The organism is Spirochaetia bacterium 38H-sp (assembly GCA_039023545.1).
GTDB classification, from domain to species: domain Bacteria; phylum Spirochaetota; class Spirochaetia; order Winmispirales; family Winmispiraceae; genus Rarispira; species Rarispira pelagica.
Genome location: JBCHKQ010000002.1, coordinates 622,524 through 644,833 on the forward strand (window position 1 = coordinate 622,524; position 22,310 = coordinate 644,833).

General features: G+C 41.4%; 14 protein-coding genes. 5 read left to right on the top strand and 9 right to left on the bottom strand.

Annotated features, from left to right (window positions below; genetic code table 11):
- Positions 1–28: 28 nt before the first annotated feature.
- On the bottom strand, positions 29–4,456 hold the full coding sequence (locus WKV44_06670) for an acyl-CoA dehydratase activase (GenBank protein ID MEM5948221.1): 4,428 nt from the start codon (positions 4,454–4,456) through the stop codon (positions 29–31).
- Between the two features lie 85 nt (positions 4,457–4,541).
- On the opposite strand from WKV44_06670, the gene WKV44_06675 reads away from it, so the two are divergent.
- Positions 4,542–5,129: a MarC family protein gene (locus WKV44_06675; GenBank protein MEM5948222.1), complete on the top strand. Its 588-nt coding sequence runs from the start codon at positions 4,542–4,544 to the stop codon at positions 5,127–5,129.
- Between the two features lie 53 nt (positions 5,130–5,182).
- On the opposite strand, the gene WKV44_06680 is transcribed toward WKV44_06675, so the two are convergent.
- From WKV44_06680 to WKV44_06700, 5 genes are all read right to left on the bottom strand, one after another.
- Positions 5,183–7,216, bottom strand: coding sequence for a TonB-dependent receptor plug domain-containing protein (locus WKV44_06680; protein ID MEM5948223.1), 2,034 nt, complete (start codon positions 7,214–7,216; stop codon positions 5,183–5,185).
- 62 nt (positions 7,217–7,278) lie between these two features.
- The gene (locus WKV44_06685) at positions 7,279–8,409 is read right to left on the bottom strand and encodes a DUF362 domain-containing protein (protein ID MEM5948224.1); all 1,131 of its coding nucleotides are present in this window, start codon (positions 8,407–8,409) and stop codon (positions 7,279–7,281) included.
- Positions 8,406–8,624, bottom strand: a complete 219-nt coding sequence (locus WKV44_06690; GenBank protein ID MEM5948225.1) for a hypothetical protein — start codon at positions 8,622–8,624, stop codon at positions 8,406–8,408. The genes WKV44_06685 and WKV44_06690 overlap by 4 nt, the downstream gene beginning before the upstream one ends.
- A 64-nt stretch (positions 8,625–8,688) precedes the next feature.
- Complete coding sequence (locus WKV44_06695) at positions 8,689–10,161, bottom strand: hypothetical protein (protein ID MEM5948226.1); 1,473 nt, start codon at positions 10,159–10,161, stop codon at positions 8,689–8,691.
- A 148-nt stretch (positions 10,162–10,309) separates the two neighbouring features.
- On the bottom strand, positions 10,310–11,398 hold the full coding sequence (locus tag WKV44_06700) for a polynucleotide adenylyltransferase PcnB (protein MEM5948227.1): 1,089 nt from the start codon (positions 11,396–11,398) through the stop codon (positions 10,310–10,312).
- A gap of 95 nt (positions 11,399–11,493) precedes the next feature.
- Here WKV44_06700 and hisS point away from each other — a divergent pair, with 95 nt between their 5' ends.
- A complete protein-coding gene (gene hisS / locus WKV44_06705; GenBank protein MEM5948228.1) occupies positions 11,494–12,798 on the top strand; it encodes a histidine--tRNA ligase in 1,305 nt (434 codons plus the stop codon).
- A gap of 68 nt (positions 12,799–12,866) precedes the next feature.
- Positions 12,867–15,377 carry an ATP-dependent RNA helicase gene (locus WKV44_06710; GenBank protein ID MEM5948229.1) on the top strand — a complete coding sequence of 837 codons (2,511 nt, stop codon included), beginning with the start codon at positions 12,867–12,869 and terminating at the stop codon, positions 15,375–15,377.
- Between the two features lie 65 nt (positions 15,378–15,442).
- Here WKV44_06710 and WKV44_06715 read toward each other — a convergent pair whose 3' ends face one another.
- Both WKV44_06715 and WKV44_06720 read right to left on the bottom strand, forming a co-directional pair.
- Positions 15,443–16,480: a 3-dehydroquinate synthase family protein gene (locus WKV44_06715; GenBank protein ID MEM5948230.1), complete on the bottom strand. Its 1,038-nt coding sequence runs from the start codon at positions 16,478–16,480 to the stop codon at positions 15,443–15,445.
- Between the two features lie 128 nt (positions 16,481–16,608).
- Positions 16,609–17,175 carry a hypothetical protein gene (locus tag WKV44_06720; protein MEM5948231.1) on the bottom strand — a complete coding sequence of 189 codons (567 nt, stop codon included), beginning with the start codon at positions 17,173–17,175 and terminating at the stop codon, positions 16,609–16,611.
- A gap of 317 nt (positions 17,176–17,492) precedes the next feature.
- On the opposite strand from WKV44_06720, the gene WKV44_06725 reads away from it, so the two are divergent.
- Positions 17,493–19,952, top strand: a complete 2,460-nt coding sequence (locus WKV44_06725; GenBank protein ID MEM5948232.1) for a glycosyl hydrolase family 65 protein — start codon at positions 17,493–17,495, stop codon at positions 19,950–19,952.
- 71 nt (positions 19,953–20,023) lie between these two features.
- Here the strand turns inward: WKV44_06725 and WKV44_06730 are convergent, their stop codons facing one another.
- Positions 20,024–21,202 (bottom strand): M28 family peptidase, encoded by a 1,179-nt coding sequence (locus WKV44_06730; GenBank protein MEM5948233.1) that lies wholly within the window; start codon positions 21,200–21,202, stop codon positions 20,024–20,026.
- 101 nt (positions 21,203–21,303) lie between these two features.
- Between WKV44_06730 and WKV44_06735 the strand changes: the two genes are divergently transcribed.
- Positions 21,304–22,308 carry a Gfo/Idh/MocA family oxidoreductase gene (locus tag WKV44_06735; GenBank protein MEM5948234.1) on the top strand — a complete coding sequence of 335 codons (1,005 nt, stop codon included), beginning with the start codon at positions 21,304–21,306 and terminating at the stop codon, positions 22,306–22,308.
- Positions 22,309–22,310 lie beyond the last annotated feature (2 nt).

Consider the following 22,310-nt stretch of genomic DNA (forward strand, 5'->3'; position numbering starts at 1 on the left):
CTGCTGCGTCCCCTGCGTTCGGTATGATTTATACGTTTTCTTCTGCTGTTTTCGTGTGAGGGATTTTTTCCAGTTCTCTTGCGTTCATTATTAGCATTTGTAGGCGGTTTTCTATGTTGGCAAAGCTGACGTCAGGGTCGTAGTCAAGCGAGAGTATCTGAATGTTGGGATAGCGTTCTTTTATGGGCTTTATCATGCCGCGGCCTGTTATGTGGTTGGGCAGGCAGGCAAAGGGGTTGACTATTACAAAGGATTTTACGCCTTGGTCAGCCATCATCATGATTTCTCCAGGCATTAGCCAGCCTTCTCCTATGAGGTAGGAGCGGTCTATCATGCCGTCTATTTTCTTTGCAACGTCTTCTATTGTGTAAAACTCGTCTCTCCACTTAAATCTGGAGAGTGCTTTCTTTACACGGCGGTGTGCCAGCTCATAGGCGCTGTCTTTTGCTGTGGCAAGCAGGTTGAGCAGTCCAGGCATGGGGTGAAATCCACGTTTGCTCATTTCTTTTTCTACAAGGTTTTTGCGTCGGAAGAATTCTACCATTCCAGGCACTATAGGTTCCATGCCGTTTTTTGTAAGGTATTCTACTATTCTGTAGTTGGCTGTAGGATGGTAGTTCATAAGAATTTCTCCTACCACACCTACCCTGGGCTTTCTTACGCTGCGGTCAATATCAAGACCGTTAAAAGCATCCACAGCACTGTCTACAGCTCGGAAGACAGGTCCCCAGCCTCCGGATATGGCATCTCCTACTTTCCTTAGATATTCCCAGAACAGATCTTCCACGTGTTTTGGATTCTTGTGATATGGTAGTGTTCTCTGCTTTAGATACTCCAATACATCCATAGCAGACAAGCCTATCAACATTCCCAGTACAAAGGGCGCTCCAAGCGTAAATCCTGGATGCATGTTTTTGTCGTCTTTTCCTGTTGTTACAATTGGTATCTCGGGATATCCTGCATCATCAAAAGCTTTGCGGGCAAGTACGTTGTACATTCCCGCTCTGCATGCCTCACAGTTGCGTGCAAAGCTTGTTGCTATCTGCTCTGGAGGAACCTCGCCTTTCTCTATAAAAGCAAGATGTTCTCCTATATTAACCTGCGCAGGAAAACATACGTCGTTATGTACATATTTTTTGCCAAGCTCTATGGCTCTGTTCTCTGCCACCTTTAACGGAACAGCTTTATATCCAAGGTTTTCCAGAATTCTGGAGCTAATATAAGTAAAAGATTCTGAGAGATTGGGTATAAGGATATATTTCTCTTTTTTATCCTTTCTTTTAAACTTTACTTTAAAGGGTTCTTCTATTTCCCCTTCTATCTTGAGTAGACCTTTCGTTCTTTTCTGAGTTACTGTTTCTATAAAAGATTTTATTCTTATATTAAGCGGTCCCGGGTTGTCTCCCTCATCAAGCTTGAGGATAAGCACTTCTTTGTTGCTTACCTGGTGCACAAGCCTTTGCATCTCATCGCTTATGAGAGCATCGTGTCCGCAGCCAAAGCTCACTATCTGAGTAAGTTCCACTTGTGGCTGCTTGGCTGCCCACATAGCTCCTGCCAACATGCGGGTGTGAAACGGATTATAACTGTCCATCCTAGATTTTCTTACATCCTGCTTGTTGAGCTCTTCTATCGCATCAAGGCTGAGAACGGGAATACCATTCTGCGTAAAAAATCTTGTCATGCTGTGGTTTACCAGAAGGTCGGAGTGATACGGACGTCCGGCAACAAGAACAGCCCAACGGTCTTTATCTTCTGCAAGCCAGTCCAGAATCTTTCTACCTTCCTTTCTTATTCTGGCTTTAAAGGCAGCAAGAAACATCTCCCCTCTTTTTACAGCCTTGCCTGCAATTCTACGAGGAATCCCAAACTTATCAACAAGATAATCTATTGTTTGAGAAGCCCTGAGCCTAGTGTTAAAAAAGTGAAAAGCAGGATAATCAAAGACTACTCCGTATCTTTCCTCTGTATCCTCATGCTCAGCAGCTACCATGGGATACCCTTGTACAACAGCACATGTCTCAGAACCTTCGGCCACCCTGTTTTCCTTGGGAACTCTTATCATCATTGGCATAAATATTCTGTCTACGTTTTTATTTACAAGATCCAATACATGTCCATGTACAAGCTTGGCAGGAAAACATATCGTATCGGAAGGGACTCCAGAAAGCCCGTTTTCAAAAAGCTCATAAGAGCTTGGTCTAGAGACACTTACCTCAAAACCAAGCGAACCAAATACTCCCATCCAATATGGCAAGCTGTTCCACATCTCCAAGGCACGCGGAATTCCTATATGCATTGATCTGTCCGTAATACCTACGGCAGGAGCAGTTCCGTTCCAGACACTTTCTCCGTTATACTTACCAGCTATAAGAGATGCATGCAAAGATATACAGTCAGGAGTCTTTTTCTTTCTTGCCGTAACCTCTTTTACAGCTTCTTTAAACTTATCATCATCCGGATCGCCTACTATTGCACCTCGCTCACAGCGGTTACCTGTTATATATACCTCACCGTTGGAAAAACGTACGATAGTACGCTTACAGTTGTTGGAGCAAAGCTGACAGACAACCCCCGGCTCTTTCCTGTATTCAAAATCTTCAAGCTTATCCAAATCCCAGAAAGTACTTATGTAGTGTCCTGTTCTCTTTATCTTATCTTCGACATACTCTTTTACAAGAAGAGCAACTCCCCAGGCTCCCATTTCTCCTGACAAAGCAGGTCTTATTGGAATCTTACCAGTATAAAGCTCAAAGGCTCTAAGAACAGCATCATTCTTAAACGTACCGCCCTGCACAAGAATATGCTCACCAAGAAGATCAAAGTTACGAACCCTTACGACTTTGGTAAATACATTATCTATTATAGACATACAAAGGCCGGCAAGAATATCATCAACACCCTTACCATTTTTCTGCTCAGTTATTATAGAACTGTTCATAAAAACAGTACATCTGGAACCAAGACGCGAAGGATGCTGCGCCTTAAAAGAAAGTGGTGCAATCATATCAAGAGGAATCTTAAGAGAACGGGCATAGGTCTCAAGAAAAGAACCACAGCCTGCAGAACAGGCCTCATTGAGGACAATAGAAGATATAACACCATCAGAAAGCCATATAGCCTTCATATCCTGTCCGCCTATATCCAGGATAAAAGAAACCTCCGGATCAACCTCTCTTGCAGCCCTAGCATGAGCAACAGTTTCTACTACATGATAATCAGCACCAAAAGCCTTGGCAAAAAGAACCTCACCGTATCCGGTAGTACCTGCTCCTATTATATTGAGCTCAACACCCTGGCTTCTATAAGTATCTCTCATCCTTATAAGAGCATTTTTAAGCAAGGCAAGAGGCTCCCCCTGATTACTTTGATAAAAACGATTTACAAACCTACCATCTCTATCTATAAGAACAAACTTGGTAGTAGTAGAACCGGCATCTATGCCAAGATAGACATCAAGAACAGTTCCAGGAGCAAAGGAAGGAAACACAACCTCTTTATGCTCATGTCTTTTAAAAAACTCTTCTTCTTCCTTCTCATCCTTAAAAAGCAACCTGCCATCATCCGTATGAGAAGTTCTCCTTGACTCTATATAAGCATCAAGAGAAGAAATAGAACGCTCCATATCAAAAAAAGCCTTATCATTGGCAAAAAGAGTAAGACCTGCAAGAGCAGCGCCCATAGCGACAAAAACCTCTGGCTTATCAGGAACAATGACCTCCTCATCCGATAATCCCAAACGTTCTTTAAAAACCCTTATAAGAGTAGGATTAAAAGTAAGAGGACCACCCTCAAAAATAACAGGCCCTTTGATCTCCATACCCTGTGCAAGCCCACCTATAGTCTGCTTTGCAATAGCATGGAAAGTGGACAAAGCAATATCATCCTTACCTACACCCTGATTAAGAAGAGGCTGGATATCTGTCTTTGCAAAAACACCACAACGACCGGATATATCATAAACAGTAGACCCTCTGGAAGCATAAGACTCAAACTCTTCGGAAGAAATACCCAACAACTCTGCAACCTGGTCTATAAAAGCCCCTGTACCACCTGCACAACTGCCATTCATCCGCATATCGCTTGCAACAAGCTGCCCGGTCTTATCGTCTCTGGAAAAAAACACAACCTTGGCATCCTGTCCACCAAGCTCCACCGCAACACGCACATCATCATACCAAGCACGCACAGCAATCGCATTAGCAACAACCTCCTGGACAAAAAAAGCACCCATAGCACGTGCAATACCCTCTCCACCTGAGCCACACACCGACACCCTAAAAGAATCCTCCGGAAAAAACTCAGATATCTCTGCGAGAAGCTCCCTTACACAGCGCGCCTGCTCCGCATTATGCCTTACATACCTGTAAAAAAGAAGCTCATAAGAATCCCTGTTAAGGACAACAGATTTCACCGTAGTAGACCCGATATCAAGACCAAGCAACAACTCTCTCATAAACCCTCACTTTATGTTATAATCAAAACATGCTACACATAACAAAAAAATAAGAAAAGCCCCTATAGAGCACAAGGAGAAAAAAATGGACATCATTGCCACAATGATAACACTCATACTCATAATGGACCCATTTGGCAACATTCCCACATTCTTATCGCTGTTAAAGGAATATCCTGCAAAAAAACGCCAGATAATAATAGTGAGAGAAATGCTCATAGCACTTATAATACTGCTGGCATTCCTATACCTAGGAGAACACATACTTGGTGCAATGCACATAAAAAGACAAGCACTAGGAATATCAGGAGGCATAGTACTCCTAATGATATCCATAAAAATGGTCTTCCCCACAGGCAAAGAACAAGAAGCACTCAGACAAGAACCCCTCATAGTCCCCCTAGCAATGCCTCTCATAGCAGGCCCCTCAGCAATAGCCATGCTGACCCTACTTGCAAGCCAATACCCTGGACAAAAAACCCGTCTGGCCATATCACTTGCAGGCGCATGGGCCGTAAGTCTCATAATCCTTCTATCCGCAGGCATAATAAAAAAACTACTTGGAAAACAAGGCATAGCAGCCGTAGAAAGACTCATGGGAATGCTACTCATAGCAATGTCAATCCAAATGCTGCTTGACGGACTTTTATCATACCTTACCCCCCTCCTATAAAAAAACCGAACGGCAGAGCCCCTAGGCTCTGCCTGCCTTCGGCACTTACAACATTAAAATTCAATCCCTCCTGCAAGATCAAGAGAAATTGGAGCACCCTTTAGCACAGGATTTACATAATAATCCTCTCCCAGAGCATTACGAAATTTTACATCAAAATACAAGCCCATAGGCAAAACAAAATGTCCACCAACCTCAACATAAACATAGCCAGGATAAACATAAGAAGAAACAACAGTATCATAAGGCAAATCAAGCTCTACATCCCCGTTATAGAGCACATCAATAGAAAAAACATCACCCATAACATAAAAATCAAGCCCCGTAGAAAGCCTCAAAGGGACAGCCCACACAGGCACAAGATAATACGGATCAGGAATCTTCTTACCAAGAGGAACATCAACAAAAGGAGCATAATGAACCATAAACTCAGCTGACATAAAATCCCAAGGAGCAAGCCTTAAAACAGACTCAACATAAAAAATATCATATTTCATAGTATCCACAGAAGAAGGAGTAATGGACGCATCCACCACAGGCATATTGTTGGTAAAAACATAATCAGCCCACACTGACAAATCCGCAAAATCCAAAGAAAAATCAGCCCCACCGCGCAATGTAAAAAGCTCCATCCCTGCAGGAGCAGAAGAAGAAACATAGCCCCCATAAAGGCTAGGGTCACCTGACACAGGAACAGTCAAACCATAAATAGAAGGGAAAGGAGAAAAAGAATGAGAAGCAGAAACAAAAACAGTAGCAAAATCATAAGGACTAGCTGTTACCCTTAGAGAAGAATCCCAGGGCAAAATCAAAGTCATACCATCCGATTTTAACAAAGTCCAGTACAAAACAGGACTTACAGAATAAGAAGAAGAATAAAACACCTCCAGCCAAGGAAGAGGATACCATACAAATCCTCCCCCCAACTTAAAAAGCCCTTGCATAACAGGCTCACCTATAGCATGAGACTCGGAAAACTCTGTAACAACAGAAGATAAAATCCAAGCCCTACCCCAGCTATAGGCCCAAAGCTTTTTATAGTCAAAAGCAAGACGATATATCTCAAGAAAAGCCAGGTTCTCGTTAAAGGACCCCCACGAACTTATCCAGTTATCATCATAACGGGCCACAACAGAAAAAGAAGAAGAGCTACTGGAGCTTACGGAAGAAAACCCCCACTGAGTATAAAGAGTCCATCGCGTATCATCATAAAAAGTACCCTTATCTATAAGAGCAACAGGACCTCCCGCATCCGTCAAGCCGGCATAAGAAAAGCTGGACACACCTGTAGAGCCTACAGAAAAAGAATACGCAATAGAGCCGGAAATTCTGGTTGCAATGTTATTATCATTGGCATAGACATCAACACTATCAACAACACCCAGAGGTATAGCTCTGTTAAAATCCTCTGGAGAATAAGAACGGTAAAAATCATTGGCAGAAGATATAAAACCAATAGCAGCTATCAGACCATCCAGAGGAGTAATAGCCCCATCAAGATAAACAGTATCCAATAAACTGTCTTCCCAAAACGTCTCATAATCCCTTACATCTGGAGAACCTGAGTTATCATATATCTCAACACCCCTTCCAGGAGGATAGGCAGTAAGACCTATCTTACCGTATAAAAAAGCATCCGAATCATACCTCGTCACTATATTGATAGCCCCGGCAATAGCCCCCTGAGAATAAATACCAGAAAGCTCAGGCCCCTTGTATATCTCAATCCTCTCCACAGCAGATACAGGTATCGGAGGAATCTCCGCTCTGCCAATAGTAAGAAGCTTATACGGGACTCCATTAATCATAACCTCTATATATCCCGCAGGAGAACCTGCCATACCAGACATAGAAATCTCTCCTACCCTGCCCTTGTTATATAAAAAAACAAAGGCCTTGGTAGCCAGAAGATCAGAAATCGTTCTAGCGGAAGAAGATGCAATATCCTCTGTATCTATAACATAGATCGGCATATCAGCTATAAAAGAAAGAGAAGAAGAATTTGCATAAGGAGGCATACCATCCTGCTGAGAAAAAATAAAGCTCAAAGGTAAAACAAAGAAAATTATAAGAAGAGTTTTTCTCATCAGGGGACACCCCTTTTATGCACATTTTAATACATTACACAACATATTTCCATAGTAAGCTATTATCTGCCTGAGAATATCTTATACAATTTTAAAACAAGTGGCTCCTTTAGGTCTATGGCCTTATGAGGACAATTTTCATGGCAGCAATAACAATATATACACTTTTTATAATCCCAATACGGAAGGCCATCTTTCATTGTAATACAGGATACAGGACATACTCTGGCACAATAAGAACAACTTTTGCAAACATTTGCCTTTACATAAGGCTTTGTACGTACAAGACGACTCACAGATATTCCAAGCCAGCCCAACCTGCTGGAAACAGGATACTGCATAACAGGAACTGTAAAATCAGGCAAATCAAAAGAATTACTTCCCAGATTTCTTGCAACACCCAGTTTGTTTACCATTATTGTCTCTGGATCCATCCCTGTAGCCCTGCAACAAGCAATATCAAGGGCAACAGCATCGGAAGAAAGCGCAAGAAAACCCGTATTAGCAGGTGTTCCTGTAGGGCCAGGACCATGCCCCTCAAGAGAAACTATCGCATCCATAAGAGAAAAAAGAACCTTATCCCTGATTACAGAATACAAATCTAGAAGCAGATTAGAAAAATCAAGGGGCTTTGATGCCATAGCATGGTATTGCTGCTTAAGCCCTCCCGGAATACAACCATAAAAATTCTTTACAGCACCCGTATACCTGGTAAGCTGATGAGCCTTAAGCTTGGGAAGATTGATTATATAATCAACCTCCGTAATAAGACCTGTTACCTTTACCTCATCCAAAACATATGGATTTTCTACTCTAAGACTGACTGCAGGCACTTCTTCAAAAGGAATAACCTTTATCCCCGGGTATTTTTCCTCAAGCTTTTTGAGTCCCGAGTCAAAAAGAGCCTTTTTTGTCCCATCTTTCACAGGCATACCGCTGGAATCACCTATAACAACCCTGTTGCCATTGTCTATAAGAAGCTCTGCAACAGCTGCTACCACATTGGGATTTGTAGTAACGTTCTTATCAGGTGTGTATGCCCCAAGAACATTGGGCTTTATAAGAACATAAGAATTATGAGGAAGACTGATATCAGCCAAATCGATAAGTTTTAATATTGATTCTTTTATATTATCAATATTATAAGTTGTCTCTCTTATAAAGAAGACGTTTTTTGTTTTTTCCGCTATCATTTATCTTCCTGCTCATCATCCGCATAGCGAGAGTGATATTTCCCAAACATAGTGTTAAGAACATACAAGGCTTCCCCAACCTTTATCACGGCATTCTCATACCATATATCATAGAGTTCGTTTTTTATATGCTGAGGATATGGGGCTCCCTCTATTGCACTGACCAGCTTCTTTGTGGTCTCCAAAAGTAGTTCTATGTCTTCTCTTTCTTTCATGCCTTATATCCAATTATTATACAACAATAAATTGTATTCAACTTTATATAGCTATAAAATAATTTTAAAAAGCTATTTTATAGTTTATTCCCATAAGCCAGCTTATATTCTTTTCTGCTATAAGCCAGGAAAACAACGTTATTTTCTTCCAAGAGGCAGACAGGTAAAATTTATTGATATACTCATCATCTCCTGCCGGCAGGGCTTCCGGGATAAGCGTTGAGTCAGTGGATACCACACTTGTAGGCCATCCATCCCACAACCATTTCCATCTTGTGACAGAACCATCTACTACTGTCCCCTTTATAATAAAGTTGTATTCCGCTGTCAGTTGTATATCCGAGAGGTTAAAAAATCCACCAACAGATATCATATCTGCATCCGGACCATAGGCAAAACCCAGGGGATATTCTGCAAGCATTCTCTTGGGTGCTGTCTGATTGTCTATGTAAAAATGCCTCACACTTATATGTAAATATGGCAGATAGCTTGTCGTATACATCCACTGGTCCGTATGGTCATACTCAAGCCATACTCCCCACTCTTTCTTTGTATATTCTGCACCTATATTATATGCCCATGCCCCAGGTTTATAATCGCTTCCTTTCTCTGTTGTCGGAAAACTTGCATCGTCTGCTGCAAGTTCTCCGTAGATTTTTAGCCCTGATATGGGCACAATAGAGGCATCAAGAGACATAAGCACATTGGAATATCCTTCTCCATAAGTGTTGTGGAATATAACTACAGGGCTTATGTCAATAAGGTCAGGGAATTTACCCCCTATTACATTGAGCTCGCCTATTCCCAATCTCCAACTATCTGACTTTATATCAAGTCTGTGCAAGGCTATTGTCTTATAAGGCTCAGAATATATTCTATCCGTAGAGTGCTCATCATAGCACTTGGTCTGGATATCGTATTCTTTGTCAGCAAGATATGGGAATGAGCTTATGATTCCAAAGCTGTATCTTACTGTATTGTTATCTATTACAAGGCTGAGATTATCCTGATATGTTACAGGGGACACTACAACCGGATATCTTGCATCCCCCCACTTTAAAGGATACCGGCCTATGGAGAAAAAAACAGGTCCATCCTGATAATAGATATAAGCAAGCTGGGGGATTGTCATATCAACGGAGTATTTGCTTATATCAAGAAGACCGTCATATGGAGCAAAAAAATTGCTGTAAAAATCGGTAAGCCTGGTATTGTATTCTTTCTGAAGAGGTAGTTCCATATATATTCCGGCTTTTCCTGCTTTTCCAGAAAGCTTAATGTTAAAGAAAGGTTCCAACTGTTCCTGTAAATAAAAGACCCTCTCCGCAGGATTTACTGGCATGCCCCAGTCCCAGTAGTCTGTTTTTACCAACTCGGACGGAAGTGAGCCAAAGGCAAGCTGCGGAGTAAGCTCAAACTTGATGCCGGTCCATTTCTCGTTCTCTATAACAGGATATGTCCCGGAAAAAGAAGGAGCCATCTGAGCATACAATAGTGTATTTATAAGAAGGAAAAGGAACAGGCTTGTTTTATTCATCCTTTTAACTCCCTGTATTATCTATCATAGCATTTTTTGTGCTATTTTTACCATATTTTTTGCTTTTTATGTGCCTTTTGGCAGGCAGAGTCGCGCCTTCTTGCCTGCTTGTCTTTATGCGGCGCGGCTTCTGCCGTTCGGTTTATTTTTATTGGGCTTGTTTTTTTTCTATATATATGGTTCTGGGTCTGGTTTTCTTTTTTCTTTTTCTTCTTTTTTTCTTGTGTCTTAGTCTCCTTATTGCGGATTCTATGTCTCTGTTGGGCGGGGTAAAGGGGCTTATAAAGTGTTTTATTGCCTTGTAGATGTCTTTAAAGAGCATGAGAACTGCGCCTTCCCGTATGAGGAAGAGTTTTACAAATGGGATTATGAGGTCTTCTTTTGTTGTTTCTCTTGTGAGTTCTTTTATGTATAGGTCGTGTTCTATAAATATTTCGTCCCAGATTTGCCAGGAGAGGTTGTCTTTTTTTGCTTCACAAAGTGAGCTTATTTCTGGAAGCAGATAGGGCATGATGCCGTATTCTCTGTATTTTTGCCAGATTTTTGCGGATTCTCCGGATTGGAGTATTTTAAATATTTCTTCTGTTAATCTGGAGGCAGATACTTCTTCTAGAAGCCAGCTTTGTTCTTTTATTTTTTTCTCCAGTTTTCTGTCTATAGATAGGTCCATTCTTGCTGCATATTTTAATGCACGTATGATTCTGACGGGGTCTTCCGTAAAGATGGTGTCAGGATTGATTATGGGTATGAGTTTTTTTTGCCTAAGGTGTATGTATCCATCAGTAAAGTCTATGAGCTCGCCTGTTATGGGGTCGTAATACATGGCGTTGATTGTAAAATCTCTGCGAAAGGCGTCTTGTTCTATTGTGCCGTAGGTGTTGAGGTCGTCTGAGTCCAGTGCTCTAAATGTAGAGACTTCTATGTATTTCTTTCCCACATAGACGTGAACCAGTCGAAATCTTTTTCCTATTATTCTCGCTCCCCGAAATATTTTTTTTATCCCGGAGGGGCTTGCACAGGTTACTATGTCAAAATCTTTGGGCGTTTTGCCTGATATGAGGTCACGGACAGCTCCTCCAACTATATAGGCCTGATGTCCTGCTTTTTGCAGGCGGCGTATTATTCCCACTGCATTTCCGTCTATGTCTTTTCTTTTTATGGGGTGCTCCGCATCTGTGTATATTTTTGCAACAGGCACTGGTTTGTTGTTTTCGTCAAGACTGTATCTTATCCGCACTAATGACTTCCCTTTTTATCTGTGTAAGTGTTATTATACGTAAAAGATATTACAATATACAACATTAGTATAATCAGCACAAGGAGAAAATATAGATGATTGAGCCTCGTATTCTCAAGGGTTTCAGAGATTTTTTGCCAGAACAGCAGTCCATAAGGAAAAATATTATAAGAAGATTGGAGGAGACTTTTGTTTCCTGTGGTTATATGCCTATTGATACTCCGGTTTTAGAGTATGCTGATGTTCTGCTTGGCAAAAGCGGCGGAGATACAGAAAAACAGGTTTACAGGTTTTCTGACCATGGCGGCAGAGATGTTGCCATGCGTTTTGATCTGACTGTTCCTTTTGCAAGGTTTATGGCACAGCATAGCAATGAGCTTTATCTTCCTTTTCGGCGTTATCATATAGATAAGGTTTTCAGAGGAGAGAATACACAGAAGGGGCGCTATAGAGAGTTTGTTCAGTGTGATTTTGATATTGTGGGAACAGATAGTGTGTCCTCAGATGTGGAAATTCTTCTTCTTATGTATCGCTCTTTTAAGGCTATTGGTGTGGAGGATATAACTATCAATATTGCTCACAGAGGTGTCACTTCTTCTGTTCTTTCTGCTTTGGGGCTAGATGACCCTATGCCAGTGTTGAGAGCTATCGATAAGCTTTTTAAGATAGGACGTGAGGGTGTGATAAAGGAGCTTGAGGGTATTGCGGATAAGTCCATCTGCGAGAAGATTTTAGATACTCTCACTATGGAAGATAGTCCGGAAAAGACTCTGGCAAGGCTTTCTGATGTATGCGGGAAGGATAATCCGCATATAATGCGTCTGTTAAGAATCTGGAATATATTGTCAGAATTGGGGCTTTCTCATGTGTATACGATAAACCCTAGTATAACTCGCGGGCTGGATTATTATACAGGTGTTGTCTTTGAGACTTTCTTAAATAAGCTTCCCGGGATTGGCTCTGTATGTTCTGGAGGGAGATACGATAATCTTGTGGGGCTTTACAGCAAAGAAAATATAACGGGTATAGGTGCCTCTATAGGTCTTGACAGACTCATAGCAGGTCTTACAGAACTTGGGATAACAGAGGATATGCAGGGTGATAATCCGGATGTTCTTATTCTATGCATGTCAGAAGAACTTTTGCCTCTTTATCACAGGCTTGCAGAAACATTGCGGGATAATAAGATAAAGGCAGAGGTCTATCCGGATAATAAGAGGTTTAAACAGCAGTTTTCATATGCGGAGAAAAAGAATATACCTTTTGCTATAATAATCGGAGAAGACGAACAAAAATCAGGCAAGATAGAACTTAAAGATCTGACAACAAGGGAACAGTATAGCCTATCCTCAGAAGAAGAGCTTATCTCTCTGGTTATCAGAAATAAAAACAAAAAATAATTTTATTATGGATACTGGTTTTGTAAGACAAGGGCAGTCTCTTATAATGATAGGAGAAGTATAAAAATATGGATTCAAAAAAGCTACCGGTATATCAACAGAAAGATAAGATACTAGAAGCACTTAGAGAACATCAGGTGATAGTGGTAGAAAGCCCCACGGGCTCTGGTAAAACAACACAGATTCCCGTGATATTGGACGAAGCAGGATACACATATCAAGGCGTAGTGGGAATAACTCAACCTAGAAGAATAGCAGCAGTATCTGTAAGTGATTTTATAGCAAAACAGGTAGGGAGCAAGATTCCCGGGCATGTAGGATATAAGATGAGATTTGAGGACATGACATGTCCTGATACAAAAATCAAGGTAATGACAGACGGGATTCTGCTACAAGAGCTCAAGCATGACCCTCAACTTTTGGAATACTCCGTAATCATAGTGGATGAAGCCCACGAGAGAAGCCTCAACATAGACTTTATACTCGGTTTGTTAAAACGTATATTAAAAGAACGCCCTACATTTAGAGTTATAGTGTCATCGGCAACACTCAACACAGAAGTATTCTCACAATACTTTGACAACTGTCCTATAATATCAATAGAAACAAGAACATATCCAGTAGATACACTGTACATACCTATAACAGAAGAAGAACAGGATGATGAGGAAGCAATAATAAAGAAAAAGATCGGTATAGTAGAGAAGGTTGTACGAGAAAGAAGAAAAGGCGATGTACTAATCTTTGAACCAGGAGAAAGGGACATAAAACTTACAATATCATATCTGGAAAAAAGCCCAATAGCAAAAAAGCTCAAAGTACTGCCTCTATATGCTCGATTGAGCAAAGAAGAACAAGAAGAAGTCTTCCCTCCTGCTCCCAGGGGTAAAACCAAGGTTGTAGTTGCAACAAACATAGCAGAAACTAGCGTAACAATAGATGGAATAACAACTGTCATAGATCCGGGAAGGGCAAAGTTAAACTATTACAACCCTAGGACATACACATCCTCTTTAGTGGAGATGCCAATTTCAAAAGCCTCCGCAGAGCAGAGAACAGGACGTGCAGGAAGAACACAACCGGGAACCTGTTACAGACTATACAGCCCAGAGGACTTTAAAAACAGAGAAGAGTTTACAAAAGAAGAAATATACAGGACAGACCTCTCCGAGGTTGTTTTAAGGATGGCTGATTTAGGGATAAAAGACTTTGAATCCTTTGACTTTATATCCCCGCCGGAAAAATCAGGAATCCTATCAGCAATAGAAACACTGGAACTCCTTGAGGCAATAGACAGCAACAGAGAACTTACACCCATAGGTAAACTGATGGTTCAGTTTCCTCTGCTGCCAAGACACTCAAGGATGATAATAGAAGCTATCTACAAATACCCGTCCGTAGTAAGAGAAGTCCTTATAGCAGCATCTTTTCTTACAACGAAGTCCCCTTTTCTCCTCCCTCAGGACCAGGAAATGGAAGCCAGAAATGCTCATCACCACTTTAGAGATAAGCAGGGTGATTTTGTATCATATCTAAAAATATTTAGAGATTTCAGGACAAGCAAAAACCGGGAGAAGTTCTGCGACACATACTACTTGGATATCCGTGTAATGGAAGAAATACTCAATATAGAACAACAACTGGAAAGCATAGTAGAAGAACTTGGCTTTAGAGTAGAAGGAGGGGGACCAATCAAAGACTATCTCTGCGCAATAGCCAGAGGGCACATACAATTTGTATGCATAAAAGCAGGCAGAAGTAGCTATAAGAGCTTGACAGCAGACAAGATAGAAATCCATCCCGGCTCAGTAATATTTCGAGAAACACCACAGTACATAGTAGCAGGAGAAATAGTAAAAACAAGCAAAACCTTTGCCCGGTCCGTATCCCCACTCAAACCACAATGGCTGGATCAAATCTCCTACCAGCTCTCAAAACGCCTGGAAGAAAGAGCAAAAGAACGCAAAACAAAAACAGAAAAGCAAAAAAGCAAGAAAGGAGCACTACAGGAAATAATTCTGGGCGGAAAACACTTTACACTTGCAACAAAAAAAGGCAAAAAAAAGCAAGTGGTACTCCCATGGCAAGACCTGCAGGCTGCAATCAAGAAAGGCGCAGAATTGCCACACTACTATGCAGACATCCGAGGCAAAATAATCTACGGACAGTATCAGCTCATGAGTGGAGAGAAACTAATAGACATAGTAGAAGCAGCCCGCCATATAAAACTCCCTAGAGATCTACAAAAAGACTGGCCAAGAGGCATAAACTTCTATATAAAGAAACACAAAAGCGAGCTTTTACAGAGCATATACAGCATAATGGTTACATCCCCTATAAAAAAGCAGAGCAAACGACTTGGATTTGTCACACTAAGAACAGACAACAACGGCACATACTGGTATGCCTGCCATAAGAATCACATAGAAGCAGCAAAAGAAAGCCTCGCAGCAATAGAAACACTTATAGAACAAACAGCAAACAACATAACCCAAGAAGAGAAAAGCAGAATCAACAAAATATACAGAAAACTGAGCAATATAGTAGAATCAGAAACAGAAAACACAAAAACACAATAAACCGAACGTGAGGGACGCCCCACGTCCCTCACTGCCTACGGCAAAAACATAACAAAGAAAATAAACTAGACAAGAAAAGCGGAAACAGCCTCTATAAAAGCAGAATCATCGACCTCTGTGAGAAGAGTATCCCCCTGCCCCCGTTGAAGCACAAACCTGACAGAACCACCCTTTTTCTTCTTATCCATCCTGCTTGCCTCAAGGAGCTCTTCAGCAGAAACCCCGCTTACAGCCCGTAAAAAGCCATAGGCATCAAGAAGAGCATTAACTCTATACACATAAGACTCAGGAGAGAGCCCCATAGAAAGACCAAGCGCCATAGCACACCTAAGCCCCCATGCCACAGCCTCGCCATGAGTAAAACGCGTAAATCCGGTAACAGCCTCAAGCGCATGTCCAAAAGTATGCCCCAGATTGAGAAAAGCCCTCTTCCCCTTCTCTCTAAAATCCTCGGTAACAATCCTGACCTTGACCATAAGAGCCCTCTCCACCAGCTCAGACACAACAGAAAAATCGCGCATCATAACCCGCTCACGCTCAGTCTCAAGAAGCTCAAAAAGCCTCTCATCATCCAGCATGGCATGCTTGATAACCTCCGCAAGACCGCCAATATAATCCCTCTCAGGAAGAGAAGCCACAAAAGCAGGAGCAATAAGAAGCTCTCCTGCAGGATAAAACGTCCCTACCATATTCTTAAGAGAAAGAAAATCTACACCCGTCTTACCGCCAAAAGCAGCATCCACCATTCCCAGCAAAGTAGTAGGCACAAGCACAAGAGAAACACCACGCATATAAACAGAAGCCGCAAAAGCAGTCATATCCGTGACAACACCCCCGCCCACACCTATAAACACACAATCCCTGGCATACCCAAGCTCAACAGCCCTGCTCAAAATCTTCTCTACACTATCCCATCTCTTATATTCCTCACCTGCCTCCAAAACAAGAACAGGAAAGGGTACATCCGGTGGAAGGAGCGGAGCAACATTACTATCCGTCACTACAAGAACATCCCTGCCAGAAGGAGAAAAAAGCTCATCCAGAGACACTATCTTTACAACAGTGGAAAACTCACCAAGCCTGCAATCTGCAATCTTTCTCATAGCACAAAAGTATAACAGCAAAATCACACATCAACAATAACACCCGCACCAAAACAGCACCAAAACAAAAAAAATCGAACGCACAGCCTGAGCAAAGCGCAGGCTGTGCTGCCTTCGGCAAGGAAAATCTACTCATACTTAAAAACAAGAGTACTGTCCAGAAGTCTTTTGTATGTTTTTACATAGAATCTATTTTCTCTGTTTTCTATTGCAATACCTACAATAGCCTCCCATAGAAAAACCCAAGAGCCTATGGAAAGACCTTCTAGAATCATCTTAAGAAAAATCCTATTGATATCAAGTCTCAAAGACTCAGTATAAAAAGAAATAAACCCAAAGAGACCAAAAAGCAGAAAATATATAATCGATGTGTTTGCAACAGACTTACTCTTTTTGCGATAGAAAAACAGCATATATTTAAAATAGTTTTTTATTCCCTTTATTGTTCTTTCTTCCAGCTCAGAATTACGAGCTTCTCTTTTTATTGCTATTTCTATCCTTATATTGCTTTTAAAGGGAATGTCTTCCGAACATTCTTCTATATAAGTTAATACAGGGTCGCTTATATCTCTCTTTCTTATCGGATAGTGGTCAATACTGTTAAAGATATCCAGATATTTGTCAAAGGAAAGTTTGATTATATAAGAATCCGTTTCCGCATCATAATCATAAATTTTGGCTATTATATCCTGCATATTATAATGCTAGATTAATATATGCATACTGTCAATTTTGCTCTTTAGCTCCAGATTATCCCCATGTTTGCCGTAGGCAGGAGGGAGCGCAGCCTCTTGCCTTTTTGCTTTATGTGCGCGCTCCCGACGTTCGGTATAGGTTAATTTTTATAAACAATTATCTCTATGCCGGATATGATTTTACAATTGAGCCTTGATTTTACAGGTGCCAATAAATTAGCCTTATAACAGACGGCAAACTTATCCTTGACAGCAAGCCAATACTGCCTTATAGTTTGTTGACTTTAAAAAATAACTATAAGATAAGAGAGGTTTTTATGAAATTCGGTTACTTTGACGACAAGAGGAGGGAGTATGTTATTACAACTCCCCAGACTCCTTACCCATGGATTAATTATTCCGGACAGGAGGGCTTCTTTTCCCTTATTTCCAATTTTGGAGGTGGATATTCTTTTTATAAAGATGCCAGGTTTAGGCGTATTGTGCGGTATAGATACAACAATGTACCTACGGACGAGGGCGGAAGATTTTTCTATGTCTATGACAACGGCAATATATGGTCACCTACATGGAAGCCGGTAAAAACAGAGTTGGACAGCTATTCCTGCCGACATGGTATGGGCTATTCCATAATAAGAGGTGAGAAAGATGGTGTTGCCGCTCAAATCAGGTTTTTTGTGCCTCTTGGGATAAATGCAGAGGTCCAACATGTTACTCTGGAGAATACTTCCGATAGTAAAAAGAGTTTTAAGTTCTATGCTGGTCTTGAATGGTGCCTTTGGAATGCTCTGGATGACATGACCAATTTTCAGCGCAATTTTTCCACAGGAGAAGTGGAGATAAACGATAACTGCATCTACCATAAAACAGAATACAGGGAAAGACGCAATCATTATGCTTTTTATTCTACCAACGTGGCACACAGCGGTTTTGACTCTGATAGAGAGAGTTTCTTTGGCCTTTACAATGGCTTTGAGATGCCTCAGGCTGTTGCAGAGGGAACAAGCCGCAACTCCGTTGCAGATGGCTGGTCACCTATTGCAGTGCACCGCTTTGATGTAGAACTTTCTCCCGGAGAAAAAAAGGACATAGTTCTTCTGCTTGGATATGTGGAGATAGAAGAGGATAAAAAATGGGAAAGCCCAGGTATTATCAACAAGAAGCCTGCTCTTGAAATTCAAAAAGCCTTTGACAGTGTTGATAAGGTAGAAAAGGCTTTCTCCTCTCTCAAAGAGAGATGGGACGACCTTCTTGGCCGCTATACCATAGAACACCCAGAGCCAGAGCTTTCCAGAATGGTAAATATCTGGAACCAGTATCAATGTATAGTGACATACCACATGTCAAGAAGTGCCTCTTATTTTGAGTCGGGTATTGGCCGCGGCATCGGATTTCGTGACACCAACCAGGATATACTTGGCTCTATGCACCAGACACCAGAGCTTGCAAAACAGAGAATACTGGATGTGGCTGCAACCCAGTTTGAGGATGGCGGAGCATATCACCAGTATCAGCCTCTTACCAAGAGGGGTAATAATGATATAGGCGGCGACTTCAACGATGACCCCTTATGGCTGATTCTTTCCACAGCCTCATACATCAAGGAAACAGGGGACTATAGTATTCTTGATGAGATGGTACCCTTTGACCATGACCCGGCAAAAGCAAAACCACTTTTCGAACATCTTAACCGCTCATTCTACCACGTGGTAAACAATCTTGGTCCTCACGGACTTCCTCTTATTGGCAGAGCGGACTGGAACGACTGTCTCAATCTCAACTGTTTCTCCAAAAATCCTGACGAATCTTTCCAGACTGCGGACAATCAGACAGGCAGAACCGCAGAAAGCGTATTTATAGCAGGACTCTTTGTATACGCCGGAAAAGAATATGTGGAGCTCTGCAGAAGACGCGGACTTGACAAAGAAGCAAAAGAGGCAGAAGAGCATATAAAGAAGATGGAAGAAGCTGTAATCAAGTACGGTTGGGACGGAGAATGGTATCTGAGAGCATATGACTACTACGGAAACAAGGTGGGAAGCAACGAGTGCCAGGAAGGAAAGATATTTATAGAGCCTCAGGGTTTCTGCGGGATGGCAGAGATAGGAAAAAAGCTAGGCTATCCTCTCAAAGCCTTAGAATCCGTAAAAAAACACTTGGACACCAAGTATGGCATAGTTCTCCAGCAGCCATACTACAGCAAATACTATCTTGAGCTCGGAGAAATATCCAGCTATCCACCAGGATACAAAGAAAACGCAGGTATTTTCTGTCACAACAACCCCTGGGTGATGATAGCAGAAACCCGCGCGGGACGCGGCAACCAGGCATGGGAGTACTACAAAAAAATAGCACCCGCCTATCTTGAGGAAATAAGCGAGATACACAGAACAGAACCCTATGTATACTCGCAGATGATAGCAGGAAAAGACGCAAAAAGACACGGAGAAGCAAAAAACTCATGGCTTACAGGGACCGCAGCATGGAACTTTGTAGCAATCAGCCAGTGGATACTGGGAATAAGACCTGATTACGATGGACTTATGATAGACCCCTGCATACCATCAAGCTGGAACGGATACAAAATCACAAGAAAATACAGAGGATGCCAGTATAACATCACAGTGGAAAACCCAAGCAAAAAAGAAAAAGGCATTGCAAAACTATACATCAACGGAAAAGAAGCGGACATAGAAAAATACAAAAAAGAAACAGGAGTTCTCATCCCAGCTGCGGAAGCCGGAAAAACAATAGAAATAAAAGTAGTACTGGGCTAGATAATAACTTATACCGAACGCGCCGCCGAGCAGGCGGCGCTTTTTTATATACCCTACTGCCAGATACAAAACTATTCTTTATCCGCAGCAGAAACATAAGCAAGAACAGAGTAGAACACCTTTTCCACAGCAGCAGGCTCAATACTGCCCGGCAAATCGTAACGCGTATGATAAACAAGATTTCTTCTAAAAAGCTTGTTCTCTATACCTATGATACTCACAGCAGGGACATTGCAGCGGGCAAAAGAAGCAGCATCCGTACCTCCGCCACCAAAGGTCATCCTGCATATATCCAGAGAAAATCCATAAGAAGACGCGACATAAGCAAACTCTCGTGCAAGAGTTTCAGAAAGCTTAAGCGTACCATTGATATCGGAGACAAGAATATGTACATCCTTTTCTCTATATATACTGTCTATATTTATCACGCAACACCTATCATCAAACTCGGAAGCATGCCTTTTTACAAAAGAACGGGAACCACGCAATCCAGACTCCTCCGCATCAAAACTTACAAAAACAACCCTCGTATTTGCCGGCGGATTCTGTTTTAGATAAGCAGCAAGCTCCAGAAGAATAGCACATGCAACAAGATTATCCCCTGCCCCAGGAACCGCTCGACGGAAGACAAAAGTAGCCTTCTGAAATAGAAAAGGAACACCGGCTATAAAGAAAAGCAATACATAGTACGGACTCCTATCTGTCCCTACAATAAGAAAAAACACAGAAAGAAAAAATCCTGCTACCGTAAAAATCTCAGTGCCAAGAACCTTTACAGGATACAACAGCTGTGTACGAAGTAGATACGGTAGCTCCCGCGCAGCATCGTGATGAGCAGTAACATAGACAATACGTTTCACAGGCCCGGAAGGCTCAAGCTCAGCTGAGACATTTACACAACGCCGCACAGGAAAAAGAAAATCCAAAGCAGGCAAAAAAAGAACAAATTCCAGGATATTGGACAATGCGGCAAGCAAAAAACACAGGAGAGACATAAAATAAGCGGAATATGCAAAAAAGGCTATCCCGGCAACATATAGAAAGAAAACTACAATAAGATAGCCCATAAAGCCCTCCGGCCTGCATACAAAGCTTTCTCTTCTTGTCTTAAGCCCAAGCTTTCTAAACCTTTCTGCAATATCCTGAGAAATCTCGATACAAGAAGAATTACCCGCAAGCCTATCTACAAATCTATTAACCCAATCATTCAGAAGATAAAAAATACTTTTGACATTCATCTTCTGTTTCATAGAAATATTATTATAAAAAGATTTATCTAAGACAATATTTCTTTGCTATTATCTGATATAATAAGTATGTTTAGTTATATAAATATTATGGAGGAATAAGTATGGATTTTAAACCTGTAAAATGGGGTGTCCTTGGAGTATCCGGACACTATAGGCTTAGGATAAATAATCCGATGACCGATCTGGAAGAAGAAGGAATTGTTGAGAAAACAGCAATAGCATCCAGAGATATAAAAAGAGCAAAAGAAGCTGCAGAAGAAATGGGATTTAAAAAGGCCTACGGTTCTTATAGCGAGCTTCTGGAGGATAAAGATATAGAAGCCGTATATATCCCCCTTCCCAATCATATGCATAAAGAATATGTAAAAATGGCAGCAGATAATGGAAAACACATTTTATGTGAAAAACCCCTTACAATGGACCTTCAGGATACAATAGAGCTTGTCGAATACACAAAGAAAAAAGGGGTTATCCTTATGGAAGCCTTTATGTACAGACTGCATCCGCAGTGGGAGTATGCAAAAAGACTGATAAAAGCAGGAGAAATAGGAAAAATAAGCAGTATCCATGTTGCTTTTTTCTACAACAATCCGGATCCTTCCAATATAAGAAATAAGAAGGAGACAGGTGGTGGAGCTATCCCAGATATAGGATGTTATGCTGTATCCTGTGCAAGATTTTTAGCAGGAACAGAGCCCAAGAGGGTTATATCTCTTGTAAACTATGATAAGGATTCTCTGGTAGACACACTGTCTTCCGGAATATTGGATTTTGGAGAAATGCGTTCTGTTTTTACTGTAGGAACAAGAACTTTTAACAAGCAGCAAGTACAGGTATATGGCAGCTCCGGCTACTTGGAGATAGATGTGCCTTTCAACACATATCCGGATGTACCGGGGAAGATTAGAATAACAACTTCCGTAGGCACAAGGACTGTAGAGACACAGGAGATAGATCAGTATGGTATAGAGTTTTCTGAGTTTTCTTTTGCAATAAGAGAAAATACTGCTCCTCCTATCCTGCCTGAAGATGCTGTTGCCAATCAGAAGGTCCTGGATGCATTATTTTTGTCCTCAGAAAAGAACAGTTGGATTACGCTTGACTGATT